General features: G+C 44.4%; 30 protein-coding genes. 20 read left to right on the top strand and 10 right to left on the bottom strand.

Going from position 1 to position 26,250, the window contains the following annotated elements; all coding sequences use genetic code 11:
* The first annotated feature begins 203 nt into the window (after positions 1 to 203).
* Genes KNQ04_RS00780 through KNQ04_RS00765 form a run of 4 tightly spaced genes read left to right on the top strand, consistent with a single transcriptional unit; the run spans position 204 to position 4,215 of the window.
* The gene (locus KNQ04_RS00780; RefSeq protein ID WP_214846671.1) at positions 204 to 1,130 is read left to right on the top strand and encodes an ABC transporter permease; all 927 of its coding nucleotides are present in this window, start codon (positions 204 to 206) and stop codon (positions 1,128 to 1,130) included.
* Positions 1,130 to 2,161 carry an oligopeptide ABC transporter permease gene (gene opp3C, locus KNQ04_RS00775; RefSeq protein ID WP_214846669.1) on the top strand — a complete coding sequence of 344 codons (1,032 nt, stop codon included), beginning with the start codon at positions 1,130 to 1,132 and terminating at the stop codon, positions 2,159 to 2,161. The genes KNQ04_RS00780 and opp3C overlap by 1 nt, the downstream gene beginning before the upstream one ends.
* A gap of 27 nt (positions 2,162 to 2,188) precedes the next feature.
* Complete coding sequence (locus tag KNQ04_RS00770) at positions 2,189 to 3,262, top strand: ABC transporter ATP-binding protein (RefSeq protein WP_214846667.1); 1,074 nt, start codon at positions 2,189 to 2,191, stop codon at positions 3,260 to 3,262.
* A complete protein-coding gene (locus KNQ04_RS00765; protein ID WP_214846665.1) occupies positions 3,262 to 4,215 on the top strand; it encodes an ABC transporter ATP-binding protein in 954 nt (317 codons plus the stop codon). Before KNQ04_RS00770 ends, KNQ04_RS00765 begins: the two co-directional genes overlap by 1 nt.
* Before the next feature lie 40 nt (positions 4,216 to 4,255).
* On the opposite strand, the gene KNQ04_RS00760 is transcribed toward KNQ04_RS00765, so the two are convergent.
* Complete coding sequence (locus KNQ04_RS00760) at positions 4,256 to 4,789, bottom strand: HD domain-containing protein (RefSeq protein WP_214846663.1); 534 nt, start codon at positions 4,787 to 4,789, stop codon at positions 4,256 to 4,258.
* A gap of 223 nt (positions 4,790 to 5,012) precedes the next feature.
* Here KNQ04_RS00760 and KNQ04_RS00755 point away from each other — a divergent pair, with 223 nt between their 5' ends.
* From KNQ04_RS00755 to mecA, 3 genes are all read left to right on the top strand, one after another.
* Positions 5,013 to 5,150, top strand: a complete 138-nt coding sequence (locus tag KNQ04_RS00755) for a hypothetical protein (RefSeq protein ID WP_167331086.1) — start codon at positions 5,013 to 5,015, stop codon at positions 5,148 to 5,150.
* Between the two features lie 183 nt (positions 5,151 to 5,333).
* The gene (spxA, locus tag KNQ04_RS00750) at positions 5,334 to 5,732 is read left to right on the top strand and encodes a transcriptional regulator SpxA (RefSeq protein WP_029330996.1); all 399 of its coding nucleotides are present in this window, start codon (positions 5,334 to 5,336) and stop codon (positions 5,730 to 5,732) included.
* Between the two features lie 176 nt (positions 5,733 to 5,908).
* Positions 5,909 to 6,535, top strand: a complete 627-nt coding sequence (gene mecA / locus KNQ04_RS00745) for an adaptor protein MecA (RefSeq protein WP_214846661.1) — start codon at positions 5,909 to 5,911, stop codon at positions 6,533 to 6,535.
* Between the two features lie 56 nt (positions 6,536 to 6,591).
* Here the strand turns inward: mecA and KNQ04_RS00740 are convergent, their stop codons facing one another.
* Complete coding sequence (locus KNQ04_RS00740) at positions 6,592 to 7,314, bottom strand: SDR family NAD(P)-dependent oxidoreductase (protein ID WP_214846659.1); 723 nt, start codon at positions 7,312 to 7,314, stop codon at positions 6,592 to 6,594.
* Between the two features lie 73 nt (positions 7,315 to 7,387).
* Here KNQ04_RS00740 and cls point away from each other — a divergent pair, with 73 nt between their 5' ends.
* From cls to pepF, 3 genes are read left to right on the top strand one after another with little or no spacing between them, the layout of a single operon-like run.
* A complete protein-coding gene (cls, locus tag KNQ04_RS00735; protein WP_214846657.1) occupies positions 7,388 to 8,899 on the top strand; it encodes a cardiolipin synthase in 1,512 nt (503 codons plus the stop codon).
* Positions 8,900 to 8,912: 13 nt separating this feature from the next.
* A complete protein-coding gene (locus tag KNQ04_RS00730) occupies positions 8,913 to 9,959 on the top strand; it encodes a competence protein CoiA family protein (RefSeq protein ID WP_214846655.1) in 1,047 nt (348 codons plus the stop codon).
* Between the two features lie 21 nt (positions 9,960 to 9,980).
* The gene (pepF, locus tag KNQ04_RS00725) at positions 9,981 to 11,783 is read left to right on the top strand and encodes an oligoendopeptidase F (RefSeq protein WP_214846653.1); all 1,803 of its coding nucleotides are present in this window, start codon (positions 9,981 to 9,983) and stop codon (positions 11,781 to 11,783) included.
* 167 nt (positions 11,784 to 11,950) lie between these two features.
* On the opposite strand, the gene KNQ04_RS00720 is transcribed toward pepF, so the two are convergent.
* Complete coding sequence (locus tag KNQ04_RS00720) at positions 11,951 to 12,742, bottom strand: DsbA family protein (protein WP_214846651.1); 792 nt, start codon at positions 12,740 to 12,742, stop codon at positions 11,951 to 11,953.
* Between the two features lie 90 nt (positions 12,743 to 12,832).
* On the bottom strand, positions 12,833 to 13,408 hold the full coding sequence (locus KNQ04_RS00715; protein WP_251136808.1) for a CYTH domain-containing protein: 576 nt from the start codon (positions 13,406 to 13,408) through the stop codon (positions 12,833 to 12,835).
* A 105-nt stretch (positions 13,409 to 13,513) separates the two neighbouring features.
* Here KNQ04_RS00715 and yjbM point away from each other — a divergent pair, with 105 nt between their 5' ends.
* Genes yjbM through KNQ04_RS00700 form a run of 3 tightly spaced genes read left to right on the top strand, consistent with a single transcriptional unit; the run spans position 13,514 to position 15,882 of the window.
* Entirely contained in the window at positions 13,514 to 14,164 is a 651-nt protein-coding gene (gene yjbM / locus KNQ04_RS00710; RefSeq protein WP_214846649.1) for a GTP diphosphokinase, read from the top strand.
* 10 nt (positions 14,165 to 14,174) lie between these two features.
* Positions 14,175 to 14,978 carry an NAD kinase gene (locus tag KNQ04_RS00705; protein ID WP_214846648.1) on the top strand — a complete coding sequence of 268 codons (804 nt, stop codon included), beginning with the start codon at positions 14,175 to 14,177 and terminating at the stop codon, positions 14,976 to 14,978.
* A 19-nt stretch (positions 14,979 to 14,997) separates the two neighbouring features.
* Entirely contained in the window at positions 14,998 to 15,882 is an 885-nt protein-coding gene (locus KNQ04_RS00700; RefSeq protein WP_214846647.1) for an RluA family pseudouridine synthase, read from the top strand.
* A gap of 38 nt (positions 15,883 to 15,920) precedes the next feature.
* Here KNQ04_RS00700 and KNQ04_RS00695 read toward each other — a convergent pair whose 3' ends face one another.
* Complete coding sequence (locus tag KNQ04_RS00695; protein ID WP_214846646.1) at positions 15,921 to 17,090, bottom strand: FtsW/RodA/SpoVE family cell cycle protein; 1,170 nt, start codon at positions 17,088 to 17,090, stop codon at positions 15,921 to 15,923.
* A gap of 144 nt (positions 17,091 to 17,234) precedes the next feature.
* Here KNQ04_RS00695 and fabI point away from each other — a divergent pair, with 144 nt between their 5' ends.
* Both fabI and KNQ04_RS00685 read left to right on the top strand, forming a co-directional pair.
* Positions 17,235 to 18,008: an enoyl-ACP reductase FabI gene (gene fabI, locus KNQ04_RS00690; protein ID WP_214846645.1), complete on the top strand. Its 774-nt coding sequence runs from the start codon at positions 17,235 to 17,237 to the stop codon at positions 18,006 to 18,008.
* Positions 18,009 to 18,139: 131 nt separating this feature from the next.
* A complete protein-coding gene (locus KNQ04_RS00685; protein ID WP_214846644.1) occupies positions 18,140 to 18,343 on the top strand; it encodes a hypothetical protein in 204 nt (67 codons plus the stop codon).
* A gap of 8 nt (positions 18,344 to 18,351) precedes the next feature.
* Here KNQ04_RS00685 and KNQ04_RS00680 read toward each other — a convergent pair whose 3' ends face one another.
* Entirely contained in the window at positions 18,352 to 18,864 is a 513-nt protein-coding gene (locus KNQ04_RS00680) for a YjcG family protein (RefSeq protein WP_214846643.1), read from the bottom strand.
* A gap of 145 nt (positions 18,865 to 19,009) precedes the next feature.
* On the opposite strand from KNQ04_RS00680, the gene KNQ04_RS00675 reads away from it, so the two are divergent.
* The 3 genes from KNQ04_RS00675 to KNQ04_RS00665 are packed head-to-tail and all read left to right on the top strand — an operon-like array spanning position 19,010 to position 20,672.
* Positions 19,010 to 19,555 carry a phosphatidylglycerophosphatase A family protein gene (locus tag KNQ04_RS00675; protein WP_214846642.1) on the top strand — a complete coding sequence of 182 codons (546 nt, stop codon included), beginning with the start codon at positions 19,010 to 19,012 and terminating at the stop codon, positions 19,553 to 19,555.
* Positions 19,555 to 20,178, top strand: coding sequence for a phosphatase PAP2 family protein (locus KNQ04_RS00670; RefSeq protein WP_214846640.1), 624 nt, complete (start codon positions 19,555 to 19,557; stop codon positions 20,176 to 20,178). The genes KNQ04_RS00675 and KNQ04_RS00670 overlap by 1 nt, the downstream gene beginning before the upstream one ends.
* A complete protein-coding gene (locus KNQ04_RS00665; RefSeq protein ID WP_214846638.1) occupies positions 20,178 to 20,672 on the top strand; it encodes an HAD family hydrolase in 495 nt (164 codons plus the stop codon). The genes KNQ04_RS00670 and KNQ04_RS00665 overlap by 1 nt, the downstream gene beginning before the upstream one ends.
* Positions 20,673 to 20,725: 53 nt before the next feature.
* Here the strand turns inward: KNQ04_RS00665 and KNQ04_RS00660 are convergent, their stop codons facing one another.
* The 4 genes from KNQ04_RS00660 to KNQ04_RS00645 form a co-directional block, all read right to left on the bottom strand.
* Positions 20,726 to 21,595, bottom strand: a complete 870-nt coding sequence (locus tag KNQ04_RS00660) for a DegV family protein (RefSeq protein WP_214846637.1) — start codon at positions 21,593 to 21,595, stop codon at positions 20,726 to 20,728.
* Positions 21,596 to 21,660: 65 nt separating this feature from the next.
* The gene (brnQ, locus tag KNQ04_RS00655) at positions 21,661 to 22,986 is read right to left on the bottom strand and encodes a branched-chain amino acid transport system II carrier protein (protein WP_214846636.1); all 1,326 of its coding nucleotides are present in this window, start codon (positions 22,984 to 22,986) and stop codon (positions 21,661 to 21,663) included.
* Positions 22,987 to 23,526: 540 nt separating this feature from the next.
* Positions 23,527 to 23,820, bottom strand: a complete 294-nt coding sequence (locus tag KNQ04_RS00650; RefSeq protein ID WP_214846635.1) for a hypothetical protein — start codon at positions 23,818 to 23,820, stop codon at positions 23,527 to 23,529.
* A gap of 260 nt (positions 23,821 to 24,080) precedes the next feature.
* Positions 24,081 to 24,809 (bottom strand): hypothetical protein, encoded by a 729-nt coding sequence (locus KNQ04_RS00645; protein WP_214846634.1) that lies wholly within the window; start codon positions 24,807 to 24,809, stop codon positions 24,081 to 24,083.
* Between the two features lie 133 nt (positions 24,810 to 24,942).
* Between KNQ04_RS00645 and KNQ04_RS00640 the strand changes: the two genes are divergently transcribed.
* Together KNQ04_RS00640 and KNQ04_RS00635 are read left to right on the top strand one after the other, a co-directional pair.
* Positions 24,943 to 25,503 carry a GNAT family N-acetyltransferase gene (locus tag KNQ04_RS00640; RefSeq protein WP_251136807.1) on the top strand — a complete coding sequence of 187 codons (561 nt, stop codon included), beginning with the start codon at positions 24,943 to 24,945 and terminating at the stop codon, positions 25,501 to 25,503.
* Between the two features lie 8 nt (positions 25,504 to 25,511).
* The gene (locus KNQ04_RS00635; RefSeq protein WP_214846633.1) at positions 25,512 to 26,225 is read left to right on the top strand and encodes an alpha/beta fold hydrolase; all 714 of its coding nucleotides are present in this window, start codon (positions 25,512 to 25,514) and stop codon (positions 26,223 to 26,225) included.
* The last annotated feature ends 25 nt before the right edge of the window (positions 26,226 to 26,250 follow it).

Below are 26,250 nucleotides of genomic sequence, written 5' to 3'. Positions count from 1 at the left end.
AAGTATAATGGAATCAAACGAAAAATTCTGAAATATTGGTTAACTGTGAAAAAGCAGTAACCATGGGGGCATCAACCAGGTTGGAATAAAAAGAATTTAAAATTTTACAACAAAATTCTTGAATGTTCCGACAATTTTACGTCATACTGGTTTTATTGATGTTTTCGAAAAAAACAGAAAAATCTTTATAGGGGGTGCCATCTATGGGCCGTTATTTAGCTCAACGCCTTACTTACGGCGTACTGACGTTTTTACTCATCGCTTCATTCACGTTCTTCTTGATGGATCTGTTACCGGGTTCACCGTTCCAAAACCAGGAAAAGCTTGCTCCTGAACAATTACAAATCCTTCGGGATAAGTACAACTTGAACGATCCGCTTCCACAACGCTACGCAGCGTACATGGTCAACATGTTCCAAGGAGACTTAGGTGTATCGTTTAAATACGATAGCCGTCCAGTTACAGACTTAATCATGGAACGGATTGGACCATCTGCTCAATTAGGAGCTCAAGCACTTATTCTCGGAGTATTAGCGGGCCTCGTACTTGGAGTTGTTGCGGCGCTTCGACACAATACAGCAGTCGACTTTGGCGCAATGTTCATCTCGGTACTCGGGATTTCCATACCATCCTTCGTATTTGCTTCTCTTCTACAATACTATGTTGGAGTGAAATGGGGCGTTTTGCCGGTCGCCTTCTGGGAAAGCCCAGCACATACGATTCTTCCGACAGTGTCCTTGTCATTAGGTGTTACGGCATCGATTGCCCGGTTCGTCCGGACGGAGATGCTTGAAGTAACGGGACAAGATTATGTCACGCTCGCTAAGGCAAAAGGCCTAGACGGGCAATCAATCACTTGGAAGCACATGGTGCGTAATGCCTTGATTCCAGCGATTACGATTCTCGGACCAATGACAGCAGCTTTGATCACGGGTACGTTCGTTATCGAGAAAATCTTTGCTGTACCGGGTCTTGGTGAATTGTTCGTATCATCAATCACACAAAATGACTATACAGTCATCATGGGAACGACACTGTTCTTCTCAGCGGTCTTCATTCTCATGGTATTGATTGTCGACTTGCTTTACGGAGTCGTTGATCCACGGATTCGTTTGGGGGGTAATGAATAATGGCAGAGCAAAATTCAAATGCGAAAACTGAACAGTTTGATTCATCACTGTTTCAAACAGTCGAATTCAATGAACAAGCGGGGGAGCGAATCGCCGGAAAAAGTTTGAACTTCTGGCAAGATGCTTGGATGCGTCTCCGCAAAAATAAAGCAGCGATTCTTTCGTTAGTCGTCATTATCATCATCGCCTTACTCTCGATTTTTGGACCAATGATTTCAGGACGAGATGCCTATACACAAACAATCACGCAAGCGAAGCTACCTCCTAAAGTCACAGGTCTTGAATGGGCTGGATTTGACGGAATGGCGACACTCGGTGAAAAAGAAATTGATTTTTATGACCAAAAACAAGTTTCAGAAAACTTCTGGTTTGGTACAGACCATCTCGGGCGTGACTTATGGTCACGTGTCTGGGAAGGGACACGTATCTCGCTCTTCATCGGTTTAGTAGCTGCGATCATCGATGTCATCGTCGGTGTTACGTATGGCGGAGTTTCAGCTTACTATGGCGGTCGTGTCGATAACATCTTACAACGGATCGCGGAAATCTTAACAGGGATTCCAAACTTAATCTTGATCATCTTGTTCATCTTGATTCTCGAGCCGGGGATCACGACAATCATCCTGGCGATGACGATTACAGGGTGGATCGGGATGAGTCGACTCGTTCGTGGACAAATCCTGAAACTTAAGAACCAAGAATTCGTTCTTGCTGCCCGTACACTTGGGGCTTCTAGCGTACGTTTAGTATTCAAACATTTGATTCCAAATACTCTTGGAATTATCATCATCTCACTTATGTTTACGATTCCGGGTGCGATCTTCTTCGAAGCCTTCCTTAGCTTCATTGGACTTGGACTTGCTCCACCACAACCGTCCCTTGGTACATTGATCAACGAAGGGTACAAAGAATTGAAAACATTCCCTTACTTGCTCGTAGTCCCATCGATGGTCCTCGTACTCCTCATGATCAGCTTCAACATGTTGGCAGATGGATTACGGGATGCGTTCGACCCACGTCTACGCCGCTAACGGAAATTAGAGAGGAGTTCATCCACAATGGAAACTATTTTATCTGTACGCGACCTAACCGTCGCTTTCCATACGTATGCTGGGACGGTACAAGCCGTCCGCGGCGTATCGTTTGATTTAAAAAAAGGCGAGACACTCGCAATCGTTGGTGAGTCAGGTTCAGGTAAGTCGGTTACGTCAAAAGCAATCATGCGTTTGATCCCGAACCCTCCTGGTGAAATCACAAAGGGTGAAATCATTTTTGAAGACCGCGATTTAGTCAAATTGTCGGATAAAGAAATGCAAAAAGTCCGCGGACGCGATATCGCGATGATTTTCCAGGATCCGATGACATCTCTCAACCCGACGATGACAATCTATAAACAGATTGCGGAAGGGTTGAAGCGTCACCAAGGATTGACAGGCGACGCTGCGAAAAAACGGACACTTGAATTATTGACGCTCGTCGGGATTCCGAATCCGGAAGCACGCTTAAAACAATATCCACACCAACTTTCCGGTGGAATGCGTCAACGGATCGTTATCGCGATTGCGCTCGCATGTAACCCGAAAGTCTTGATTGCCGATGAGCCGACGACAGCACTCGACGTAACGATTCAAGCACAGATTTTAGAGCTCCTAAAAGATATTCAACAAAAAACGGGTACAGCGATCATCTTCATCACGCACGATCTTGGTGTCGTTGCGAACATGGCAGACCGCGTAGCTGTTATGTATGCTGGAAAACTGATTGAAAAAGGAACGGTCGATGAGATTTTCTACGAGCCACGCCACCCATACACATGGGGACTGCTCGGGTCGATGCCGCGTCCTTCAGACGATCGTTCGCAGGACTTACCGGCGATTCCAGGTACACCACCCAACTTACTTCATCCGCCTACAGGTGATGCATTCGCACCACGTAATCAGTATGCGATGAAAATTGATTTCGAGAAAGAACCTCCGTTCTTCCCGATCACAGATACACATGAAGCAGCAACGTGGTTGTTACATCCACAAGCTCCATACGTGGAACCACCAGCAGCGATCCGCGAGCTCGCATTGAAATATCGTCCAGATAGCTCATTTGCGCAATCGCTTCTGAAAGGCGGTCTTAAGTAATGGAGAATCGTAAAAAATTACTTGAAGTAAATAACTTGAAGCAACACTTTAATATCGGTCGCGGACGTGTCGTCAAAGCAGTAGACGGTCTTTCATTCGATATTTATGAAGGAGAAGTCCTCGGTCTCGTTGGAGAGTCAGGTTGTGGTAAATCGACGACAGGTCGTTCAATCATCGGCTTGTATGATGCAACGGACGGAGAAGTCTTGTTCAAAGGTGAAAATGTTCATGCTAAAAAATCGCGCAAAGAAAAATTGAAATTCAACCGTGCGATGCAAATGATTTTCCAAGACCCATACGCGTCGCTTAACCCACGTATGACAGTCGGAGACATCATCGCAGAAGGAATTGATATCCACGGTCTTGCGAATTCAAAAGAAGAGCGTAATAACCGTGTCTACGATTTATTAGAAACAGTTGGTCTGACGAAGGAACACGCGAGTCGTTATCCCCATGAATTCTCTGGTGGTCAACGCCAACGGATCGGGATTGCCCGTGCACTTGCAGTAGAACCGGACTTCATCATCGCCGATGAGCCGATTTCAGCACTTGACGTATCGATTCAAGCACAGGTCGTCAACTTAATGAAACAATTGCAACGCGACCGCAGTTTGACGTATTTATTCATCGCGCACGATCTTTCGATGGTGAAGTACATTTCGGACCGAATCGGCGTTATGTACCAAGGTCACCTCGTTGAACTATGTGATGCGGATCGTTTATACGAAAACCCGGTCCATGCGTATACGAAATCACTCTTGTCTGCGATCCCACTTCCAGACCCAGAGCATGAGCGGACACGTAAGCGGATCATCTATGACCGTCCGGCAGGCGGAGCAGTGGGTAAATCGAAAGATGATTCGAGTATTCCACCACTACGTGAAGTCGAGCCAGGTCATTATGTATCGATGACAGAGGCTGAACTTGAAGCATACCAAGCACAGCTCGTCTAACAAAAAAAGGCATTCCTGAATCGTTCAGGAATGCCTTTTTTTAGTTTTCTGAAGCGATTCGTGGAAGGTTACTGAAGCGGTGGACGACAGCGTCTAGCGCATCAAGCCGTTTAACGGCTTCGTCAAACGGGATTTTCTCATAGTGATGCAATCCGCCCGGTTGTTCCTCTAACGTATCGGCATCATGGACGAGTTGCTGGAGGGGCGTACGGTTGATCGTGCCTGGTGGCAAGTACGAATCGGTGTGTAAGAGGACGGCGAGCGAAATTTCTTTTGCCCGTGCTGGTTCTTCACCTAACCGGATCAATAGTTTGTGGGCACGTTCTGCACCTTTAATCGCATGAATATCGTTTTGACGGTATAAATCATAATTCCACGTTCCGTCGGTATACCATTCATAATGACCGATATCATGAAGCAACGCTGCTTTTGTCGCAGAATCGGCGTCAAGACCACGTTTTGTCGCAAGTGTCAAAGCACGTTCTGCTACTGAAATCGCATGATTTAATCCAGAACGCTCTAAATATTTTTGGGCAATCGGGTGTTCGATGATCGTAACTAAAGTAACTGGCATAACTGAAGTGCTCCTTTCAACGAGTAAGTATTTCTATATACTCTACGTGAATGTGCAAGAAATTGCAACTATTGGACCTAACTGAAGCGACAATCTCACACATTTAATTCCCTGAAGTAGGAATAGAATTTAGTCAAACGTGGTATACTAATTAATGTAGAAGATGATAATTCAGCTTTCGTTGGTTGCTTGTTCTTTTTTCGGACCGAGTGAGGTGTCGGATATGAAAGAACGTGATAAGAAGAAAAAGTTGAAAAAACGACTTTTGCGGGATATTTTCGAAAAGAAATTAAAAGAAATGAAACTCCCGAAAGCAAAAGAAACGATTTCTCAGCCCTTTGATCACACACCAGCTTGCTGAAGTCACTTTGTGGCTCCAGCGAGTTTTTTTACGAAAAGAACACTCATCTTAAAAAAATAGCTGGGTTTTATGTTATTTTCAATGTAAACTATCAAGTAATAGAATCATCATCGAACCTTCCGAAAAGGACCATCCTTTTCATGAGCTTCGAAATGATGTAAATCAGGGGGAGGATGTTTTTCAATGGTAACACTCTATACTTCACCAAGCTGTACTTCTTGTCGTAAAGCGCGCGCGTGGCTTGAAGAACATGAAATCCCGTTTGTCGAACGAAACATTTTCTCAGAGCCTTTATCGCTCGACGAAATCAAACAAATCCTTCGCATGACGGAAGACGGAACAGACGAGATCATTTCAACACGTTCAAAGGTGTTCTCGAAACTTGACGTTTCTGTTGAGAATTTGTCACTACAACATTTATACGATTTGATTCAAGAATATCCGGGTCTGTTACGTCGTCCGATTTTAATTGACGAAAAACGACTTCAAGTCGGGTACAACGAAGATGAAATTCGTCGTTTCTTACCACGAAAAGTTCGTACTTTCCAATTGATGGAAGCACAACGGTTGGTAAATGAATAAAAAATGATGAGCGCGCTGCTTCCGTGAGCAGTGTGCTTTTTGTTACCGTCAAAAAAGGTTAAAATAAAGACAACAAAGGAATATACCCTATATGGTTAAGAAGGGATTCTTTTTTGAATCCATGTTAAGTGCTCGTTCGTATACTAGATAAGAGCGAGATGAAAGGAGTGGACATATTGAAAATCGAACGCGTCAATGACAACACGGTCAAGTTCTTCATTACGTACACGGATATCGAACGCCGCGGCTTCGCCCGAGACGAAATTTGGTATAACCGTGAGCGTGGAGAACAGTTATTCTGGCAGATGATGGATGAAGCGAATGAAAAAGAGTCCATCTCCTTCGAAGGTCCACTATGGATACAAGTTCAAGCATTTGAAAAAGGTCTTGAAGTAACGGTCACAATCGCTAAAACGACTGTCGATGGTGAACAAGTGGATGAAGAGGAGTTAGATTCATTACTCCGCTCAGCAATGTCTGAGGCGGACGATAAAGAAACAGAACTCAGCCAAGACGTCATCTTCGAAACAACGGATTTTGAGCATATCATTGCTCTTAGCCAATATGCAGAAGCACCTGTCTTTAAAGAATTGAAAACAGCGCTCTATCAAAAAGATGGCTCTTACTTCCTCCATGTTCATTTCAAAGATGACGTGGAAGTCGAAGGACAAGAGAACGTGATGAGTTTAATCGCCGAGTATTTACGATTTAGCGAGCAAACGATTCATCCGATTGCAGAATACGGTAAAACGATCATCGAAGAAGATGTCTTCGCTGTCATCCGTAAGCATTTTACGAACTAAAAGGTACACTCAAAAGGACTGCTCCTATACGAAAGGGGCAGTCCTTTTTTGGGCAGTCAGCTTAATGTATAACCGCCATCGACGATTAACGATTGACCATTGATGTAGCTTGCTTTATCGGATAATAAAAAACAGACGACCTCAGCGATTTCTTCCGGTTGTGCGGCTTTTCCCCGTAAGTGATGTTTCATCGCCAGGTCGAACTTGTCTTTCCCCCCATACAGTGCGTGACTCAGTGCCGTATCGACCGGACCCGGGCAGACCGCATTGAAGCGATACTTTCCATGAAACCGGGCAGCATACGTTTTCGTAAGAGTGAGGAGAGCACTTTTTGATGAGGCATAAGGAAGTAACATCGCCGGGAATTTGACATGTCCGACAATCGCGCTGTTGTTGACGATTGACGCTCCATTTGTAAAACGTTTTACTGCAAGTTGAATGATTTGTTCCGGCGCGTGATAATTGACTTGGAAGACTTCCTGCTGCAAATCGGTGATACGTTCCGGCGCGACCGGTTTTCCGAAAGTTCCTGCATTGTTGAAGATTCCATCAATCTTCGGAAATTCCGTTGCTGTGTCGTCAAAAAACTGTTTGATTTCAACTGGATTTACCAAGTCGACTTGGAAAAAGTGAATGTTGCCTTGCCCGTGTTGTTCGAGCGCTGATCCTTTGTCTCTATTTCTTCCTAACGCAAGGATGGTATGTCCTTCTTTCGCGAGTTGGAGCGCAGTCGCTTCGCCGATTCCGCCTGTCGCACCGGTTACGATGTACGTTTTCATCTCATTAACTTCCCTTCTGATGATAGAGTCAAGCATGTGGATACATAACTAAAAAGAAAAAGGAGGGGATTAGATGCTACGACGTGTGCAATTACTTATGACTCTACTGTTGACCTTTAGCCTTTTAGCGTTTTTGTCATATTACTGGAGCGTCTACATGGTCGGGTGGCTATCGGTCGTCATCATCCTGATCGTCTTAAGTGTATTTGTCATTATTTTACTTGAAAACCGTAATCCAGAGCGCACATTGGTCTGGGCGCTTGTCATGATGGCACTTCCGGTCGTCGGCGTGTTTGTTTATTTTACTTTTGGTCAAAACTACCGTCGCAAAAAAATGTTCCGTTTAAAAGCGATGTTGGATGAAGAGTCATATATTAAATATCGTACCCAGTTTGATCACGGCGTACACAATCCAGTGTTCGAACATGGACATTACACGAAGGTTGTAAGACTTATCGATTCAATCAGCCGTCTACCGATTTCGTATAATACCCATACAAAGGTTTTAACGAATGGTCAAGAAAAGTTTCCCCTCTTGCTTGAGGAAATCCGCCGAGCAGAACATCACATCCATCTCGAGTACTACATCGTTAGAGATGATGCGTTAGCACTTGAGTTACAGGCTGCATTGATTGAGCGAGCAGAAGCAGGGGTTGAGGTCCGCTTTTTATATGATGCGGTTGGTTGTTTTTCGACAGATAAGGCCTATTTCAAGAAAATGATGCAAGCAGGAATTGAAGTCCATGCATTTTTCCCAGTCGTCTTACCGTTCATTTCGAGTAAATCGAATTACCGCAACCACCGTAAAATCGTTGTCATTGATGGGACGGTCGCCTTTACAGGTGGCATCAATGTCGGAAATGAATACATCGGAAAAGATAAAGCATTCGGATTTTGGCGTGATACGCATCTCATCGTACGCGGAGAGGCTGTATCTGAGCTTCAATTGATTTTTTTACAGGATTGGTATTACATGACAGGAGAGCGTCTGTTCACACCTTTTTATATGGAACCGCTTGAAGTCGTCACGGATGCGACAGGCGGCGTTCAAATCATCGCCAGCGGACCAGACGAACCGCAAGAGACGATGAAGTCGCTTTACTTCGCGCTGATCACGGAGGCGCGTAGTTCCGTCTATATTGCGTCCCCATACTTGATTCCGGATGAGGATTTGATGACAGCGCTAAAAACAGCGGCGATGTCAGGCATTGACGTGCGAATTTTGTTGCCGAGTTTTCCCGACCATAAAGTCGTTTTCTACGCCAGTCGCTCTTACTTCGATGACTTGCTCCAAGCAGGTGTCAAAATCTATGAATACAACAAAGGATTCATGCACTCTAAAGTCATCGTCGTCGACGACGCGATTGCAACGATGGGTACGGCGAATATGGATTTAAGGAGTTTTCATCTAAACTTTGAAGTGAACGCCTTTTTATATGGTACAAATTCGGTTCATGAGCTCACACGAGATTTTTATGAGGATTTCTCGCATTCGACTGAAGTCGATCGTCACTATTTTAGTCAACGCAGTTTTTCGCAACGTTTGATTGAGTCGATTTCGCGTCTGTTCTCACCTCTACTCTAAAAGGAGTGGTTTCATGTTCGAAGCTATTGACAAATCCGGGCGGCGGATTAACAGCCAACTTATACAAGCCGAACGTCTCAAACAAATGGAGTTATTTTGTCCATACTGCCTGAACCGTTTACGGGTTAGGCAGGGGCGTAAACGGATTCACTTTGTCCATCTTGCCAGATGTACAGGTGAATCGAGTGCGCATCTAGGCTGGAAATCGCATTTGGTGCGTTATTTTGGTCGCGTAGGTTATCTTGCTGAATTAGAAAAAGTGCATGGTCAACGACGATTTGATATCTGGCTTCCTGAACGACGGCTTGGGATTGAGATCCAACGTTCGAAGATGACACGAGAAGAATGGGAGAGGCGCTACCGGCTGGATCGCCAGATGATGTTTGAGGTACGGTGGATTGGGTTTCATCCTACATCCGGGCGCATCATCAAGCTGGATGGTTGGATGAAACAGGCACTCCAGACGAATGGTTATCTCGATTTAATCGAGAATGGTAACATCAATCGTTACGGTTATGCAATTCCCTTTACGAAGCACCTCGTCATTTGTCAGCGACTTGACATGTCGTTGGCACAGTTCCTGACACCGACCCCTGAAGCATTTCCCCGGAAATTTCCTCTTACCTCTTGGATTCAGATGGTCCGTAAGTATCGGATGCGTCCGTTTTTCTCCTCCATGCCGAACCACCTCCTGAAACAACCCCTTTACGAAGCAGGGATGCATGTGTTGTCGCTTCCCGCCCTTTGTTTCCTCCCACTAACAACATTACTCGCATTTCGAGTCCATCCATTTGAACTCCAAATTTCAATTTATTTAGCATTACGTGGAACCTATACGGAAAACCGTCTTACGCATGCACTGATGACATGTCTCGATACCTGCCGTATCCTCTATACGTCAGATGTGCTACAACGTGTTGTCGGCGAATGGAGTTGCTTAATTGACATCGCTCAACGCTTAAATCAAGAAAATCAATTGAATCATCATAACCGTTTTGAAGAAGATGTTCGTTTAGCAGGAGCTGTTCAGTTGTTTGTCGAAAAGGAAACAGGTATATAATGGAGTAAAGGAGTGATTCATATGGCAGAACTATTAACACGAAAAGATGTCACGGTAGAAGAAACGTGGAACTTAGAATCGATTTATGAAACAAACGAGGCATGGGAAGAGGATTTTGAATCGGTCAAAGCGATGTTACCTTTGATGATAGATTACAAAGGACGACTTGCCAAAGACGACGGAACGCTGTTTGAAGGATTACAGCTACGGGATGAGATTTCAAGACGCTTGCATAAGCTCTATACATACGCGCACATGCGTTATGATGAGAATACGGCAGACAGCTTCTATCAAGCGATGAACGACCGTGCGCGGACACTTGCTTCACAAATTGGGGCATCTTTGGCGTTCATGACGCCGGAACTGCTAGCGGTACCAGTTGAGACAATCTCGGCGTTTTTAGACCGAAATCCAAAACTCGCCGTCTACCGTCATGCATTTGACGAACTCAATCGTGAGCGGGAACATGTTTTGACTGAAGCGGAAGAGGCAATTCTTGCAAAAGCTGGAGAAGTACTCGGACAATCAGGTACGACATTCGGGATGTTGAACAACGCTGATTTGAAATTCCCGAAAATCAAAGGCGAAGACGGGGAAAAAACAGAATTGACGCATGGTCGGTTCATTACATTCTTAGAGTCGAAAGACCGTTCTGTCCGTGAAGCGGCGTTTAAAGCAATGTATGAGACGTATGGCAACTATACGAATACATTAGCGTCCACACTTGCAGGATCAGTCAAAAAGGATAATTTCTATGCGGACGTCCGTAAGTTTACGTCAGCACGTCAATCGGCGTTACATGGCAATGCGATTCCGGAAGCAGTCTATGATGGGTTGATTGAAGCGGTTCATGAGCACCTCCCGTTACTCCATCGTTATGTCGCTTTACGAAAACGGGTCCTCGGATTAGATGAGCTGCATATGTATGATATGTATACACCACTCGTCGGTGAAGTCGACATGAAGGTGACGTACGAAGAAGCAAAACAATTGATGGTGGATGGATTGGCACCGCTTGGAGACGAGTATAAGCAAATCTTAGAAGAAGGATTGACGGAACGCTGGGTCGATGTTCGCGAGACACGTGGTAAGCGTAGCGGGGCATATTCTTCAGGTGCATACGATACACAGCCGTTCATCTTGATGAATTGGCAGGACAACGTCAATAACCTCTTTACGTTAGCACATGAGTTCGGTCATTCGGTTCATAGTTATTACACGCGTCAATCCCAACCGTATGCATATGGGGATTACTCGATTTTTGTAGCGGAAGTGGCGTCGACGACCAATGAAGCCTTGTTGAATGATTACTTGCTGAAACGGGTCACGGATAAACAGGAAAAACTGTATCTCTTGAACAATCAACTTGAGACATTCCGCGGGACGTTGTTCCGTCAAACGATGTTTGCCGAGTTTGAACATGAGATTCATGAGGCGGCCCGTCTTGGACAATCATTGACACCAGAATTCCTGACGAAAACGTATTATGCGTTGAATCAAAAATATTTTGGGGAAGGGATTGTATTAGATGAAGAAATCGGTCTTGAGTGGGCGCGGATTCCACACTTCTACTACAATTACTACGTCTACCAATATGCGACAGGCATTTCGGCAGCAGCGGCATTGACGACACAGATTCTCGAAGAAGGGCAACCGGCTGTTGATCGTTATATCACGAACTTCCTGAAAGCGGGATCAAGTGATTATCCGATCGAAGTATTGAAGGCGGCTGGCGTCGACATGACGACGAAAGCACCAGTCGAAGCAGCACTTCGTCAATTTGAGCATGTCTTGGATGAATTCGAAGCGTTACTTGGAGAATGACAACTTTGTGACTGTTTACACAAACAGTAGAAAAGGATGGTCATCTCCTTTATACTAATAATGTGAAGAGGGTCACAATCCCCTGATGATTCTCTTTTTCCCCCATCCAATATTCATGTGAATCAAAAAAAGGTGTTTCCGCAATTGCGGAAACACCTTTTTGATGATTAAGCGTGTGCTGAATCTTTTAAATGACGCCATACCTTACCGTCACAATAAGAATGTGAAACACATTTTTGTTGGAGGGCAAGTTTTTTTAGTTCATGTTCAATTTGAGCTTCTGTCACATCGTAGATAAAGGCGATTTCAGAAGTTGTTGCTGTTTCATACCGTCTCAAGAATTGTTCGAGAGGTGGTTTGGCTTGTTTCTCGAACGGCTGATCTAATAATTCATTCAAAATCGACACATAGACTAAATATTCATATGCACCTTCAGCTTTGATTGCTTCTTCATCACCAACGAAAGCAAGTGTCGGAAGAATCCGTACATCCCACTCCGTCACCAGTTGTGTTTCCTTTTCAAGCATCCGTTGAATCATATTGGATTCAACGTCACGATGAAATTCATTCAAGTCGAGACCGAATTCAATCAAATCTTCAGCCAGGCGAATTAAGGAAGAGCGGCTATAGGCACTCTCACCCTCGACGTTGTGTAACATCCGCAGACGTCGCATGAAACGCATACCAAATGTCTTTCCTTGCAATTCAAGTGCCTTTAAAATCAACAACGGTGACATATCACAAGCTGATCGCGACGGCGCACAAGGAATTGTTGCGATCGTCCGTAATCGGAAAAGATGACCGTATTCTAACTCTAATTTCTTGAGAACGGGTATCAACCGTAAACCATCTGTTTGTGTCACATCTAGAAAGTGATAAATTTCTAGTGGTTTCGTCGGTTGTTGAATTGATGGTTCGTCCAATGAACAATATGAACCGTTACATTGTTCGTGTTCCATCCGTTCACCCCCTCCTGTTGTTATCGTTACCCTATTTTAGCAACGAAAAAAAAGAAAGAGCAAAGGTTTTGCTTGTACATTTTTACACGATTAGCGTGAAACCGCTTTACGCTCCATGAAACGGACGATTTTATTTTTTGTTTCACGCTGCGGAATTTCGTGTTCTGTCAACAGTTTCGTGAACGCAATTTTTCCTTGCGTGTAGTCTGTCACCTCGAACTCGAGTTCATAATCCGTCACACCGAGATAGTTACTTTTATCGAGAACGAGGAGACCACTTTCAAGCAGCGTTTCAAAGCGAGTCGTCTCAAGGCGTCCCAAGTGTTCGAGTGAAGAGGTGAGGTTGAATGGACGCAATTGCTCGTTCATTGCATCTGACTGGATGATTCCATACTTGAACAGTTCTTCTGCTTCCGTTTCAGATAATGTAACGTGCGTCTCAAGCAGTCCATCATCTTTTGGTTGCTTTAATGTCAAGACGAGCCCGGTCTTTTTTTCACGAATCCGGAGGGCAGCCCCTTGTTTGCGTAACTCGAATGTAGGGGTATCAAAGTAATCGTTTGCTTGCCATATAGGATCAACTTCTTTGCCGTAATGGTTCATGAGTCGTTCGTATTCTACTTCCGTTAGCAGGTTTTTAAATTCAATTTCCATTTCTTGTCTCATCGTACCTCACACCTTTCTAGTTGAATGCTTGAAAATATGATAACATGAATGGAGTAGTGGAACGAATTGAACCAACAATTTAGACTAAAAGTGGTGACGAAAACGATGACAAAAGAAAATTGGGATTTATTTCTCGCGCCGTATCAAATTGCGGTAGATGAACTGAAGGTAAAGTTAAAGGCCATTCGAAAACAATTTCAGCAACGTGGGGAACATTCACCGATTGAATTTGTCACGGGACGGGTCAAACCGGTCAAGAGTATCGTGCAAAAGGCGGAGCGGAAATCGATTGCGATCAGTTCTTTAGAACAAGAGATGCAAGATATTGCCGGCTTACGCATCATGTGTCAATTTGTCGACGACATCATTCATGTACTGGAACTCTTACGGTCACGTGGTGATTTTAAAATTGTCGAGGAAAGAAATTATATTACACAAAAAAAAGATAGTGGATACCGTTCCTACCACATCATCATTGCCTATCCGGTCCAAACCATTGAAGGAGAAATCCCGACGCTCGTCGAGATTCAAATTCGGACACTGGCGATGAATTTTTGGGCGACGATCGAACATTCATTGAACTATAAATATCAAGGGAATATTCCGGAAGAGACGCGGGAACGTCTACGACGTGCCGCAGAGGCCGCCTTTTTATTAGATGCAGAAATGAGTCAACTAAAAGTAGAAATTCAAGATGCACAGCTCGTCTTACGTGAACGAGATGTTAAACAAACAAATAATCGAGTAAGCGAGTAGGAGGGTGACCATGCGTTTTGCGATTACTGCACGAGATGATGACCGCTCGCGTACCTTACGCGACCAATTAGAACAAGCGCTGATTGCTAGAGGGAGTGTCCATGACGCGGCAACTCCTGAAATCGTCATTTCGATTGGTGGGGACGGGACGATGTTACAAGCGTTCCATTCTTATTTAAACCAAGTCGAGGCCATCACGCTCGTCGGGATTCATACCGGACATTTAGGCTTTTACGCGGACTGGCGTCCAGAGGAAATGGATGAACTGATTCGTCACATCGCCGATGAGGATTTAGCGACGGTCGAATATCCGTTACTTGAGCTATCGATTGATTATGCTGACGGCTCGCATAACAAATTATTGGCCTTAAACGAATGTACGATTAAGAGTTTCAATCAGACACTCGTCTGTGACTTATCGATTCGCGGTGATTACTTTGAGACGTTCCGTGGTGACGGATTGTGTATTTCAACGCCTTCCGGATCAACGGCGTACAACAAGGCATTAGGGGGAGCGATTGTTCACCCGGCACTCGAAGCAATTCAAATCACAGAAATGGCATCGATCAATAATCGGGTGTATCGGACGATTGGTTCACCGATGTTGTTACCGAAACACCATGACGTCGAGATCCGGCCGGTCAATCCGATTGATTTTCAATTGACGTACGATCATTATGCGTCGATCGTGCACCAAAATGTGACGTCAATCCGTTGTCGTGTTTCAGATAAAAAAGTGAAATTCGCCCGTTTTCGTTCATTCCCGTTCTGGGAGCGTGTCCGAGAGTCGTTTTTAGCGGAAGAAAGAAGTTAAGTAGAAGAGGTAAGCGATGATGGCATTTGAATTGAAAGAAACAGTTACACAAGAACAAGTCGGTTGGAGTGTCGGACACTTTTGTACGACACGCCTCCAAATTTCCCGCAAAATGCTCGTGTCGATAAAACATCACGGGGACATTTTGCGAAATGGTCAACATGTCAACGTCAATGAGAGTGTCGTGCTCGCTGACGAAATCCATGTCACTTTTCCGGAAGAACAGCCGGCAGCAGATATGATTGCGACACAAGGGGACCTCGATATCATCTTTGAAGACGAGTGGTTACTAATCGTCAATAAACCGCCAGGCATGGCTTCGATTCCCTCGCGTCTCCATCCGGAACGTTCGTTATCTAATTTTGTGTTAGGGTATTATAAACAACAACAGATACCGTATGCCATCCATATCGTCAATCGACTGGATCGTGATACGAGCGGTCTCGTGATTTTTGCAAAACATGCGTTAGCCCATCACCAATTGAGTAAGATGCAGCAAAATGGTTTGCTTGATCGGCGCTATGTTGCATTGATTGAAGGGGAACTCGCTCCACAGACGATTGATTTACCGATCGGTCAGACGGATCATTCCTTCATGGAACGGATGGTCCGGGAAGATGGTCAACGGGCAGTCACGCATATCTTGAAGAGTACGGCAACTGAAGCGTTCATGCGAACGGTTTCTCAGTTAGAGATTAAACTCGAAACCGGGCGGACGCATCAGATTCGGGTTCATCTGGCAGCACTCGGTCATCCGTTAGTCGGAGATACGATGTATCGTGGGACGCCGCTCATTCCACGTCAGGCGCTCCATAGTGCAAGTGCACGGTTTCCTCACCCGGGAACGCGGGAGATGGTCATGTTCGAAGCGCCGTTACCAAGTGATTTGTTCTTAGAACGATAAAAAGAGTTGATTCCGATAACTTGGAATCAACTCTTTTTTTAATCTTCATCAAACATCGAAACACGTGACTGGGAAGCAATTGCCATGATGAGTCCGAGTCCGACTAAGTTAACGATCATCGTCGATCCACCATAGCTGATGAAAGGCAGTGGGAGACCGGTGATCGGCAAAACACCCATCGTCATACCGATGTTCTGGAAGATTTGAAACGTGAACATCGCAACATATCCGGTTACGATATATGTTCCGAACGGATCCGCGGTTTCGAGTGCGATTTGAATCAGACGGTAGACGAATAAAAAGAGAATGATTAAAACGACAGCTGCTCCGATAAATCCATAGTGGGCAGAGATGGCGGTGAAAATGAAGTCCGTATGCAACTCCGGCACGGAAACCTGGAGTTTCCCGTACCCGACGCCGAACATTTGTCCAGAGCCAATGGCATTGATTGATTGGACGAGCTGGTACGATAAATCATCCGCATATTCGAACGGTTGTAACCAAGCCATGATCCGGTTCATCGCGTGTCCCGGGAAGAAAGTGGCAAGTACATCATTTTGAAAATAAAAGAGATAGAAAAACGCGGCGATCGAGACCGTGAACAAGGCAAATAAACTCAGTAGCCATTTCCAGTTGAGGCCGGATAAAAGCATTGCGCAAGCCAGAATGACACATAAAATTAAGCCGATTCCTAAATCGGGCTGGATGATGATTAAGGCGAGTGGAAGTAGTGTTACGCCGACCATTTTGAGAAGAAGTAAAAAATCACGTTCATGTTGTACATATCGTGCATTATGTTCAGAGATGACGGCGGCTAACGAGACAATCAAAAAGAACTTCATGAACTCTGCCGGTTGGACCGTTCCGATGACCGGAAGCTGATACCACCCGTACGCCCCTTTAATGTTCGCGACGAGCGGTGTTCCACGTAAGACGACGAGACCGATCAAAGAAAGGATTCCGGCACCATATAAGTACCAATGGAATCGTTTGAGTTGTTCATAATCAATCAGGATGACGACGGATAATGCGATAAATCCGATGATATACCACTGAATCTGCTTCGCCATGAAGTTGATTTCGCTAATCGCACCTTGCAAAAAAGGTTGCGCCGTATAGATTGCGATGACACTGATGATCATTAGGCAACCGAGTAAAAAGAGTAACGTGTTATCATATCGTTGTGTAAATGATTTAAAACGGTTCATTTCATCCCTACTTTCTATCTCTTTCTATATTAACGTAATTTATCAAAATCGCAATATCAAGAGCGATGGTTGACAGAAGCGTTACGTTTTTGTAACCTAGATATAGGTGTTATTACCAGGTACTAATTTAAGGGGGAACTCATAATGAATATTTATCCTTCACTTGAGGGGAAGACGTATGTTGTAATGGGTGTCATCAATCAACGCTCAATCGCTTGGGGAATTGCACGAGCGCTTGACGCGGCAGGTGCAAGTCTTGCGTTTACGTATGTAGGCGAACGGTTTAAAGCGCCGCTCGAAAAGTTAGGAAAAGAATTATCGCGACCAGCTACTTACTATACATGTGACGTAACGAGTGATGAAGAAATCGAGCAAGTGTTCCAAAAGATTCATGCGGATCACGGACAGATTTCAGGGATCGCCCATTCAATCGCCTTTGCCGATAAAGAGGCGTTGCGAGGCGAATTTTCAGGCGTAACGCGTGATCAGTTTGCCCAAGCCCTTGATATTTCTGCTTACAGCTTAACGGCAGTCGTCAAAGCAGCGAAAGACTTTTTCACAGAAGATGCTTCAGTCATCACATTAACTTACCTCGGTGGCGAGAAGATGGTCCCGAACTATAACGTCATGGGTGTCGCGAAGGCTGCACTTGACGCAAGCGTCCGTTATTTAGCGGCGGAATACGGAAAACAAGGTGTCCGTGTCAATGCGATTTCGGCTGGTCCGGTACGTACGGTTTCAGCAAAAGGTGTAGGGGACTTCAATTCGATTCTCGATAGCATCGAAGAGCGTGCGCCACTTCACCGCAACGTCTCGACAGAACAGATTGGTCAAAGTGGATTGTTCCTCTTGTCACAAATGTCGAGCGGTGTAACGGGTGAAATTCTTCACGTCGATAGTGGTTTCCACATTCTTTAAGTACTCAATCTATTTACTGTGTATCTAAACCGGGGGGAACCCTGGTTTTTTTTGTTTTCTAAAAAGCTATTTTGGGAATAAGACAAATAGATGAGGAAAATAACGACTACAGAGATAGGGAGGGAAGACGTATGTATCAAATCGATTTCACGGTGGTTCAATATGTTAACCGACAAGTCAGAGTCGAGCCGGAACGAAAAACAGAACCCGTTGCGCGCATCAATCCGATTGAACGCATTCAATCACACGATTACGAATTAGAGGAACAAGCGAATGCATACGGAGTATTGCCCGAACTAAAACTTCCCGGTCGTAAGTTCGACCGGGAAGTTTAATTATCTTATTAGTGTTGTGTGAAACGGAATGTTTCATAGACGCTCCATGAACCGTTTTCTAGTTCATATAAAAGCGCCATTTTTGTGACCTCTTCTTGGAAACGAATGTCTTCCATTTTTAATCGCTCTAACACATCGAACAATTCGACGTCAGAAAGATCTTGTCCAATCGTGATGTGTGGCAAAAAATCATATTTCGGTTTGTGTTCGAGTGCATTTGAATGTAAGGCGCGGTGCAATTGTTCCAATTCGTCCGTCGGCATGACTTTTAAGAACAAGACATTGTTCGTCGGGTGGAACGAACGTGCCCCTTGAAGGTGTAATGCTAGTGGCTTCGTTTGTTGCGCAACCTTGTTCAGCTCAGCAACGATTGTTTCAAGCTCACTTTCATCTACATTAATACGTTCACGCATCGTAATGTGTGGTGTAATCAAAGCATACTTCGAATCGTATCGTTTCCGGTACGAGTTCGCAAAATCTTGTATGCGTTTCGATGGAAACAAAACTACCCCGATGTTCATCGAAAATCCCCTACTTTCCCCTAAAATGATAACGCTTTACAAAATAATCATGACGGATTATGAGCGCGATGTCAAAGAAGTTTGAAGGGAGTCTAGGAATCCGTGTATACTTGTGAAGAACTTTGTCAGAGAGGTGGATTTAGCCATGAAAGAAAAAGCACATTCAAAAGAGGTCAAACAAGCAGCGATTGAAAAACTACATGAACGAGGTGTGACGATTCATGCAATTGCTGAAATCGTATATCAGATGCAAGCACCTTATACGGACGCGCTGACACTTGAGACATGTCTCAGCTCAGTCGAACGTGTTCTCGAGAAACGTGAGCTCCAACACGCTATTTTAGTGGGAGCAGAACTCGATATCCTTGCGGAAAAAGGTTTATTGTCCGAACCACTCCTATCGATAATTCGAAGTGATGAGGGATTGTTTGGTGTCGATGAAACAATTGCGATTGGTGCAGTCAACACCTACGGTTCGATTGCCGTCACGACATTCGGTTACCTTGACAAAGCAAAAATCGGTATCATCAAAGAATTAGATACGAAAGTCGATGATGGGCGTGTCAATACCTTTATGGATGATATCGTTGCCGCAATTGCAGCGAACGCATCCGGACGACTTGCGCACCGTTTACGGGATAAAGAAGATTACTCTGCAGAAGAACTTGAGCAACGGAAGGGAACTTACTAATGAAACCAAATCAGCGGGCGTTAATCGTCTCAGGAATCGTACTCGTTCTTTTTTTGACGATTGCGTTATCGATTCGCCTGACCGGGTATTTTTTGTTTGACGCACAATTATCAAACGAGATGGCTGAACGTGTCCCCGGGAGTTACGTTTCTTGGTTCACACAGATTGGATCAGGCGTAGGAGCCGTGACGATTACGAGTCTACTTGCCATCGGCAGCTACTTGATTTGGCGGGATAAAGTCGGAAGCATTTGGTACTTCGTTGCCTGCCTTTCCGTCGGTGTGTTAAATCAAGTCGTAAAATTGATTTTTGTCAGAGAACGTCCGTCCCTCAACGACTTAGTTGGTGGTGTAGGTTATAGTTTTCCGAGTGGACATTCATCGATGGCATTTGCCGTTTACGGCGGATTCATCGTCCTTGCGTGGCGTTTCTTGAATCGGACAGGACGGATTGTCGTCAGCACACTTTGTACATTAATGGTTCTCGCAATGGGGTCTTCACGGATTATCTTGAACGTCCACTACTTCTCTGATGTACTCGGAGGCTTTTTATTTGCGGCCTTCGTCCTCAGTCTGTCGTATGCGTTCGTAGCACCGAGACGAAAAAAGGGGATTTATAATTAATGTTGTTACTGGATATGGATGCGAGTATTTTGTTTGATGAAGCGACGATGCAAAAAATAAATAAACCGACCTTACTCGTTGAACGAATGGACGGGAACAAACGGTTTATGACGATGCGGTCACATTTACGTCTGAAGCGGTTAGTCGAAATCAATCAAGTGATTCCCGTGACGAATCGCACAATCGAGCAATTTAAACAGCTTGAATTGTTTCAGATTGATGCCAAACCAAAATGGGCGATTCTTGAAAAAGGTGAGGTCTTGCTAAAGGACGGCAAACCCGATAAACGATATGTGAACTGGTTACGTCAATACGACCGAGAGGCAAACTTAAGTTCGATTTTGACCTACTTGGAAGAAGTTGAAACAGTTGACTGGGCCGTCTATCCGGCAACGACCTTGTCTCCCTTACTTGATCGCCCCCACGAAGCATTGATGCCGGTTGAAGACGAAGCGGCTTTGTTAGAAGAACTGTTTAAGCGATCGCATGGATAAAGTGGAAAAACAGCATCCCGCCACGAGGCAGGATGCTGTTTTTATTTGCTTCATCAAGCGTATTCGATGTTGTCGAACCAATAGACACCAACTGTTTCAGACCCTGCATGAGATAAGATTGAAGGACCGAACTGAGTAATTTCAATTGAAATCTCAGCCATCTTTGACTGAATCGCGTCACGCAGTTTTTCAGCGTCAGCGCGTGCTAACGTGTGACCGATGTAAAGCGTCTGCCGGTGTAGTCCATGCTGTTGGATTTTCGTTACGACTTCTGTCGCCATCTCTTGGAAGGCTTTTTTTAAGGACCGAACTTTTTTGAACGGTACAAGTTTACCTTCTTCGTTAAACGTCACGATCGGTTTTATGTTCAGCATGTTCGCGAGTAAAAATTGACTGCTAGAAACACGCCCACCCCGCCGCATCGTTTCCATGTTGCCGATGATTAAATAAAAATGAGAGGCATGTTTGAACTTCTCAAGGACGCCCATGACGTCTTCCGGTTGTTTACCTGAAGCGGCGAGTTCCATCGCAAGCTTAATCATTTCTTGTTGGTTTGCTGCGCCCGTATAGGAATCGATCGCATATAACTTGAAGCCGACAGCATCTGCTGCGGCAACCGAGCTGGCATATGTTCCACTCAGACCACTTGTAATATGGATCGCATAACCATAATCATATCCTTCAGCTTTTAGATGTTCATACAATTCAACTAACTCACCGAACGACGGTTGAGAAGTCGTCGGTATGGCAGAAGCATGCTGTTTCATTTTTTCATCTAATTGTTCAATTGAGATGTCGACATACTCTCGGTAAGATTCTCCGTTGATGATGAGTTGTGTCGGCACCACGTGGACTCCGATTTTTTCTGCTTCTCCTTCGCGGAAAAATGCCATACTATCGGTAATCCAAGCAATTTTATCCATTCAAACGACGCCTCCAGTAAACATTCAATTTCCTCTATCATACCATAAGCATGAAAGCGGAATCATCAACTCGCTTGTTTTTGGGCGACGGAGTTGCTCGATACATGTCCAATCCATGAACTGATGATGAATGTGGCGAGGGCAGGTAATAACCAAGCCATATTCTGATCAACAAGTGGGAAGGCTTTATAAAGTTCGCTGGCGAAGCCTGATAAAACTTTTAGTGACGCGAGGGCGCTCAATAAAGAGAGCAGTGCTGTCACGAAAAGTGTCGCGCCATATACGATAGCGGGTCGTTTGATGAACGAACGAATGAATGTCAGGGCAATCAAGACGATGACGATTGGATAAAGGAACATCAAAACAGGGATGGCGATTGATAATAGTGTCGACAATCCGAAGATTGAAATCGCGAAACCAAGAACGGTTGTCATGAGACTAGCGACTTTAAATGACAGAGCTTTGAATAACGAAACCAAATATTCTGAAAATGCAGTGACAAGTCCGACAGATGTCGTTAAACAAGCGAGTAAAATCGCTGTTCCTAAGATGACTAATCCAACCGTACCGAACGTGCTATCCGCATACTGTTGCAACAGTGCAGGTCCTTTGACCGAACCGACGGCACCAAAACTGTTTCGTCCAATGAATCCAAGACCCGTATAGACGACGGTCAACGATACAGCTGCGATTAAACCGGCGCGTGTGACGGTCTTCAATTGCATCGTCCGTTCTTTAATGCCTCTTGTGTGAAGCGTATGCAAGACGATGACACCAAAGACGAGTGCGCCGAGTGCATCAAGTGTTAAATATCCTTGAAGGAACCCTTGGACAAAGGAGTTCGTAAAGCTATCGTATGCAGGAGCTGGTGCTTTGACAGCAGAAAGCGGGTTCACGATGCTACTGATACTCAGGATCATCAGTGCAGTCAACAATAACGGTGTGATGAACCGTCCGATGATATCGAGTAACTTACCGGGTTTTAAGACGAGGTAAACCGTCACTAGGAAAAAGAGTGAAGACGAAATCATTAAAGTCGTCTGACTTGGTTCACCTAAAAAGGGGACGACACCAAGCTCATACGTGACGACGGACGTTCTCGGTATTCCGAAGAAGGGACCGATTGCGACGTAAAGTGCAAACGTCAAGAAAGCACCAACGGCTTTCGGAAGCGGATTTGCTAATGTACTAATGCCTCCGCCAACCCAAGCGACTGCAATTAAGCCTGCTAACGGTAATCCGACCCCGGTCACGATAAAACCGAGCATAGCAGGTAAAAATTGTGTTCCGGCAAGGGCACCGAGCTCAGGTGGGAAAATTAAGTTTCCGGCACCAAAGAATAGAGCAAAAATCATAAATCCTAAAGCAAATAAATCTTTACGGTTCAACATATATAATGCCTCCTGATTCCTCATAATCTTACTCACTATACCATTAGAAATTGATCGATATAAATAAATTTCAAAACATTTGTCTTTCTTGCTTCAAGGAGTTAAAAGATGCATGTTTTAACTGCTATCGATTGTCAGAAAAAACCGTAAAACGGAAATAAAAAAACCTATCCATTGTCGGATAGGCGCCTCACGTCTCACCGGGCGCCTCATTCGATGCATCGAAAGGAGGGCCCGAAAATCATTTCAACCTACAAAGTGAAATGTTTTCAGTCCCTCGTGCATAGAATAATCAGTCGCTGGTTCAAAGTCATGTCTACGTTCGTCATGATATGGTGCTCCTCTCGCTTGAATTTGTCTAAGGGTAACACGTGAAAAATGATTAATCAATATTTTCTGACAACTTATTTTAAAGAGAAATGGATTGTAACCGATACCATTGTTGACAGGACTAAAGAAAAAAATTTGAGTCACGCTGATGAAATCCATAAGAAAAATCCTGACCTCTTGAAATGAGAGATCAGGATTTGAAATGAAAATTTAGCTAGTAGCAATGAAACGACCTTTTTTGTGTCGTCTCATTTTATGGAGTAGCCAAGCGTGAACGACTTCACACGATTGACGAGGGAGTGTCAGCTCGACAAGGGGTTCTTGTTGCTGACCACGGATGATAAACATTCCGGTCTCTTCATCGATTGGTGAAATTGCCATTGAGCTCGCATCATTCAACGATACTTTCAGTTCGCCGATCGACGCATCCTTTAATTTGAGGATGTTGCCATTCGTCACGAATTTGGTGAATGATCCGATTCCGTTCACTTTTAACTGATCCATAACTAGTTCCTCCTTCGATTAACACAACGAATAGGTAGACATTTTTAAGAAAAAACACATGCAACTTCTAATTTCTTTAAAAGGTTATCCTCATTATAGCGAAGTATAGAAAAGAAGCTAGTGTTATTTTGTGAGAAAATTCAATTAATTAAAAATAGTATTGTATCATACTAGATTTTTTGAAATGATACTCCTGAATTCATTGGAAACGAATATGAAAAAAGCATCCTATCATTTATTGATAGCGATGCTGAAGATCATCATACCTCGAAATACCAGTGTTTTTTACGGTGAATCAGTTCGCCGCGAGGAATGATCGATTCTTTTTCAGATTCAAAATCTTCTCGAAGTACGTTCATATCTTCGTACCGGCCAGCAATATAAAGCGGGATATGAATTTGCCGTGTGAACACTGATCGTTTGATGTTTGCAAAATCGATCAAAACGCCTTCGCTCAGCAACTGACGTACCCGGATTAGTATCTCAGCCGTTAGCGGGAGTGGGGACAAACCACGTAGTTCGTGCCGGATTTTTTGTTGAATTAAGACGGAAATGATTTGTTCGATTTGCGACCAGTCCTTCAAGTAAACGGTCGCTTGTAAACCATCTGACTCGCTAAAGTAAGCGAACTCGTTTTCAATCGACGGCGCAAAAGGACTAGGCATGCCGCGCTTCATATGCATCAAAAACAGGAGCTCGGCAATTTCAGCATCTGTTAATGTATCGAGTGAGTGGGAAGAACGAATATCAATTGCATTCAGCGGATGGCGCATGACATCGGTCGATTGCGAAAATTGATTGATTTCATGTGCTTCGACATAACTTAGTCCAGTACGAAATGATTGTTTGACCGACTTGAAGTCAACTCCAGACACAAGTAGCGGACGTTTTAGATCGAGTGCGGTAATAAAATGTGAAAAGGATACTCCAGACAAGGTTAGGCGATGATTTTCAGCATCCTCATATAAGTAAAGCATGGAACTCGACATACTGACATTCTTCCTTTCTTTCTTGACTCACTGAAATACTATTTTCATATTAGCAAAACTTCAATCGACCTAAAAGGATATTTCCTTTTAAAAACGGGCATAATAAAGAATAGAAGCAAAAAAGAGGTGATAGATGATGTGGGGATTACGAAAACCATTTCCAGAATTGACGACAGAACGATTTGTCCTAAGAGAACTTGAAAATAAAGATGCGCGTGAGTTATTTAAAATTCTTTCTGACGAAGAAGTGATGTATTACTACGGTTCGGATCCACTCGTCACAGTATATGAAGCTAAAAATGTCATCAATTACTTTAAAGAACAGTTCACACAAGGAAAAGCCATCCGTTGGGCGATTGCTGATGCACAAACAAATCGTCTGATTGGGACGATTGGCTTCCATAACTGGTTGGCGCAGTATCATCGGGCCGAAATCGGGTTTGAAGTCAGTCAAGATTACTGGAAGCAGGGGGTCGCTTCAGAAGCGGCCAGAGCGGTTTTGACACATGGTTTTGAAGAATTTGCGCTTCATCGGATCAGCGCCCTCGTCGCACCTGAAAATAGTGCCTCGAATGCCCTTGTCCAAAAGCTTGGTTTTCAAGCTGAAGGGTTACTTGAAGATTATGCCTACAGTCATGGGCGATTTATGGATTTAACAATCTACCGCATGCTTGCATCGGAATGGAAGGGATGAGTTAGTCGATGTCGAAAAAAACACTCGTATTGTTACATGGATTTGCTGGGGGAACGGATTATTTTAGCCGGGTCGAGGCTAAACTTCGATTGTCATTTGATGTACTTCCTTTACGTCTACCTGGTCATGAAGGAGAAGATGTAGGCCCTGATACAGTCGAAGGGTTTGCGGAATGGGTCATGAACGATTTAGCGCGGCGCGAAATAGAGAATCCGATCATCATCGGCCATTCGTTTGGCGGATACATTACGGCAGCAATCGTCGAAGCCTATCATGAAAAAATTGCCGGATTTGGTCTCGTCTACTCGACGGGAAAAGCAGACACGGCAGAAGCGAAACAAAAGCGGAATCAGAATATCAGCCGTGTCGAGGAAATTGGAGTCCGTGCTTTCGTCGACGGGATGATTCCCGGTTTATTTGCCGAGGGTGCAGATGAAATGCTGATTTCAGAGGCGCGTGAAATTGGATACATGATGACGGTTGAAGGGGCCATCCGGGCGCTCGCAGCCATGCGCGATCGTCGAGATGAAACGGCCGTCTTGAGTCAAACGTCAGTTCCTGGTCTCATTATTCACGGCGAATATGATTCATTGATTTCTGAAGAAAGTGCATTTGCGTTCAAAAATCAAAACGTCGTATTCCAATCTACACCGAGCGGACATATGGGAATGCTCGAAACGCCAGATGAATTTTGTGAGATCATCGAGGAGCGATTTGCGTAATCGATAACCAACGCTCTACGAATCA

Source organism: Exiguobacterium sp. s193, assembly GCF_018618755.1.
Taxonomy (GTDB): domain Bacteria; phylum Bacillota; class Bacilli; order Exiguobacteriales; family Exiguobacteriaceae; genus Exiguobacterium_A.
This window is presented reverse-complemented; position numbering and strand designations above follow the sequence as displayed.

Bases quoted from the DNA above. Each gene is read 5' to 3' on its own strand.
- KNQ04_RS00780 (WP_214846671.1), top strand. From the start codon at position 204: ATGGGCCGTTATTTAGCTCAACGCCTTACTTACGGCGTACTGACGTTT.
- opp3C (WP_214846669.1), top strand. From the start codon at position 1,130: ATGGCAGAGCAAAATTCAAATGCGAAAACTGAACAGTTTGATTCATCA.
- KNQ04_RS00770 (WP_214846667.1), top strand. From the start codon at position 2,189: ATGGAAACTATTTTATCTGTACGCGACCTAACCGTCGCTTTCCATACG.
- KNQ04_RS00765 (WP_214846665.1), top strand. From the start codon at position 3,262: ATGGAGAATCGTAAAAAATTACTTGAAGTAAATAACTTGAAGCAACAC.
- KNQ04_RS00760 (WP_214846663.1), bottom strand. From the start codon at position 4,789: ATGCCAGTTACTTTAGTTACGATCATCGAACACCCGATTGCCCAAAAA.
- KNQ04_RS00755 (WP_167331086.1), top strand. From the start codon at position 5,013: ATGAAAGAACGTGATAAGAAGAAAAAGTTGAAAAAACGACTTTTGCGG.
- spxA (WP_029330996.1), top strand. From the start codon at position 5,334: ATGGTAACACTCTATACTTCACCAAGCTGTACTTCTTGTCGTAAAGCG.
- KNQ04_RS00740 (WP_214846659.1), bottom strand. From the start codon at position 7,314: ATGAAAACGTACATCGTAACCGGTGCGACAGGCGGAATCGGCGAAGCG.
- cls (WP_214846657.1), top strand. From the start codon at position 7,388: ATGCTACGACGTGTGCAATTACTTATGACTCTACTGTTGACCTTTAGC.
- KNQ04_RS00730 (WP_214846655.1), top strand. From the start codon at position 8,913: ATGTTCGAAGCTATTGACAAATCCGGGCGGCGGATTAACAGCCAACTT.
- pepF (WP_214846653.1), top strand. From the start codon at position 9,981: ATGGCAGAACTATTAACACGAAAAGATGTCACGGTAGAAGAAACGTGG.
- KNQ04_RS00720 (WP_214846651.1), bottom strand. From the start codon at position 12,742: ATGGAACACGAACAATGTAACGGTTCATATTGTTCATTGGACGAACCA.
- KNQ04_RS00715 (WP_251136808.1), bottom strand. From the start codon at position 13,408: ATGAGACAAGAAATGGAAATTGAATTTAAAAACCTGCTAACGGAAGTA.
- yjbM (WP_214846649.1), top strand. From the start codon at position 13,514: ATGACAAAAGAAAATTGGGATTTATTTCTCGCGCCGTATCAAATTGCG.
- KNQ04_RS00705 (WP_214846648.1), top strand. From the start codon at position 14,175: ATGCGTTTTGCGATTACTGCACGAGATGATGACCGCTCGCGTACCTTA.
- KNQ04_RS00700 (WP_214846647.1), top strand. From the start codon at position 14,998: ATGGCATTTGAATTGAAAGAAACAGTTACACAAGAACAAGTCGGTTGG.
- KNQ04_RS00695 (WP_214846646.1), bottom strand. From the start codon at position 17,090: ATGAACCGTTTTAAATCATTTACACAACGATATGATAACACGTTACTC.
- fabI (WP_214846645.1), top strand. From the start codon at position 17,235: ATGAATATTTATCCTTCACTTGAGGGGAAGACGTATGTTGTAATGGGT.
- KNQ04_RS00685 (WP_214846644.1), top strand. From the start codon at position 18,140: ATGTATCAAATCGATTTCACGGTGGTTCAATATGTTAACCGACAAGTC.
- KNQ04_RS00680 (WP_214846643.1), bottom strand. From the start codon at position 18,864: ATGAACATCGGGGTAGTTTTGTTTCCATCGAAACGCATACAAGATTTT.
- KNQ04_RS00675 (WP_214846642.1), top strand. From the start codon at position 19,010: ATGAAAGAAAAAGCACATTCAAAAGAGGTCAAACAAGCAGCGATTGAA.
- KNQ04_RS00670 (WP_214846640.1), top strand. From the start codon at position 19,555: ATGAAACCAAATCAGCGGGCGTTAATCGTCTCAGGAATCGTACTCGTT.
- KNQ04_RS00665 (WP_214846638.1), top strand. From the start codon at position 20,178: ATGTTGTTACTGGATATGGATGCGAGTATTTTGTTTGATGAAGCGACG.
- KNQ04_RS00660 (WP_214846637.1), bottom strand. From the start codon at position 21,595: ATGGATAAAATTGCTTGGATTACCGATAGTATGGCATTTTTCCGCGAA.
- brnQ (WP_214846636.1), bottom strand. From the start codon at position 22,986: ATGTTGAACCGTAAAGATTTATTTGCTTTAGGATTTATGATTTTTGCT.
- KNQ04_RS00650 (WP_214846635.1), bottom strand. From the start codon at position 23,820: ATGGATCAGTTAAAAGTGAACGGAATCGGATCATTCACCAAATTCGTG.
- KNQ04_RS00645 (WP_214846634.1), bottom strand. From the start codon at position 24,809: ATGTCGAGTTCCATGCTTTACTTATATGAGGATGCTGAAAATCATCGC.
- KNQ04_RS00640 (WP_251136807.1), top strand. From the start codon at position 24,943: ATGATGTGGGGATTACGAAAACCATTTCCAGAATTGACGACAGAACGA.
- KNQ04_RS00635 (WP_214846633.1), top strand. From the start codon at position 25,512: ATGTCGAAAAAAACACTCGTATTGTTACATGGATTTGCTGGGGGAACG.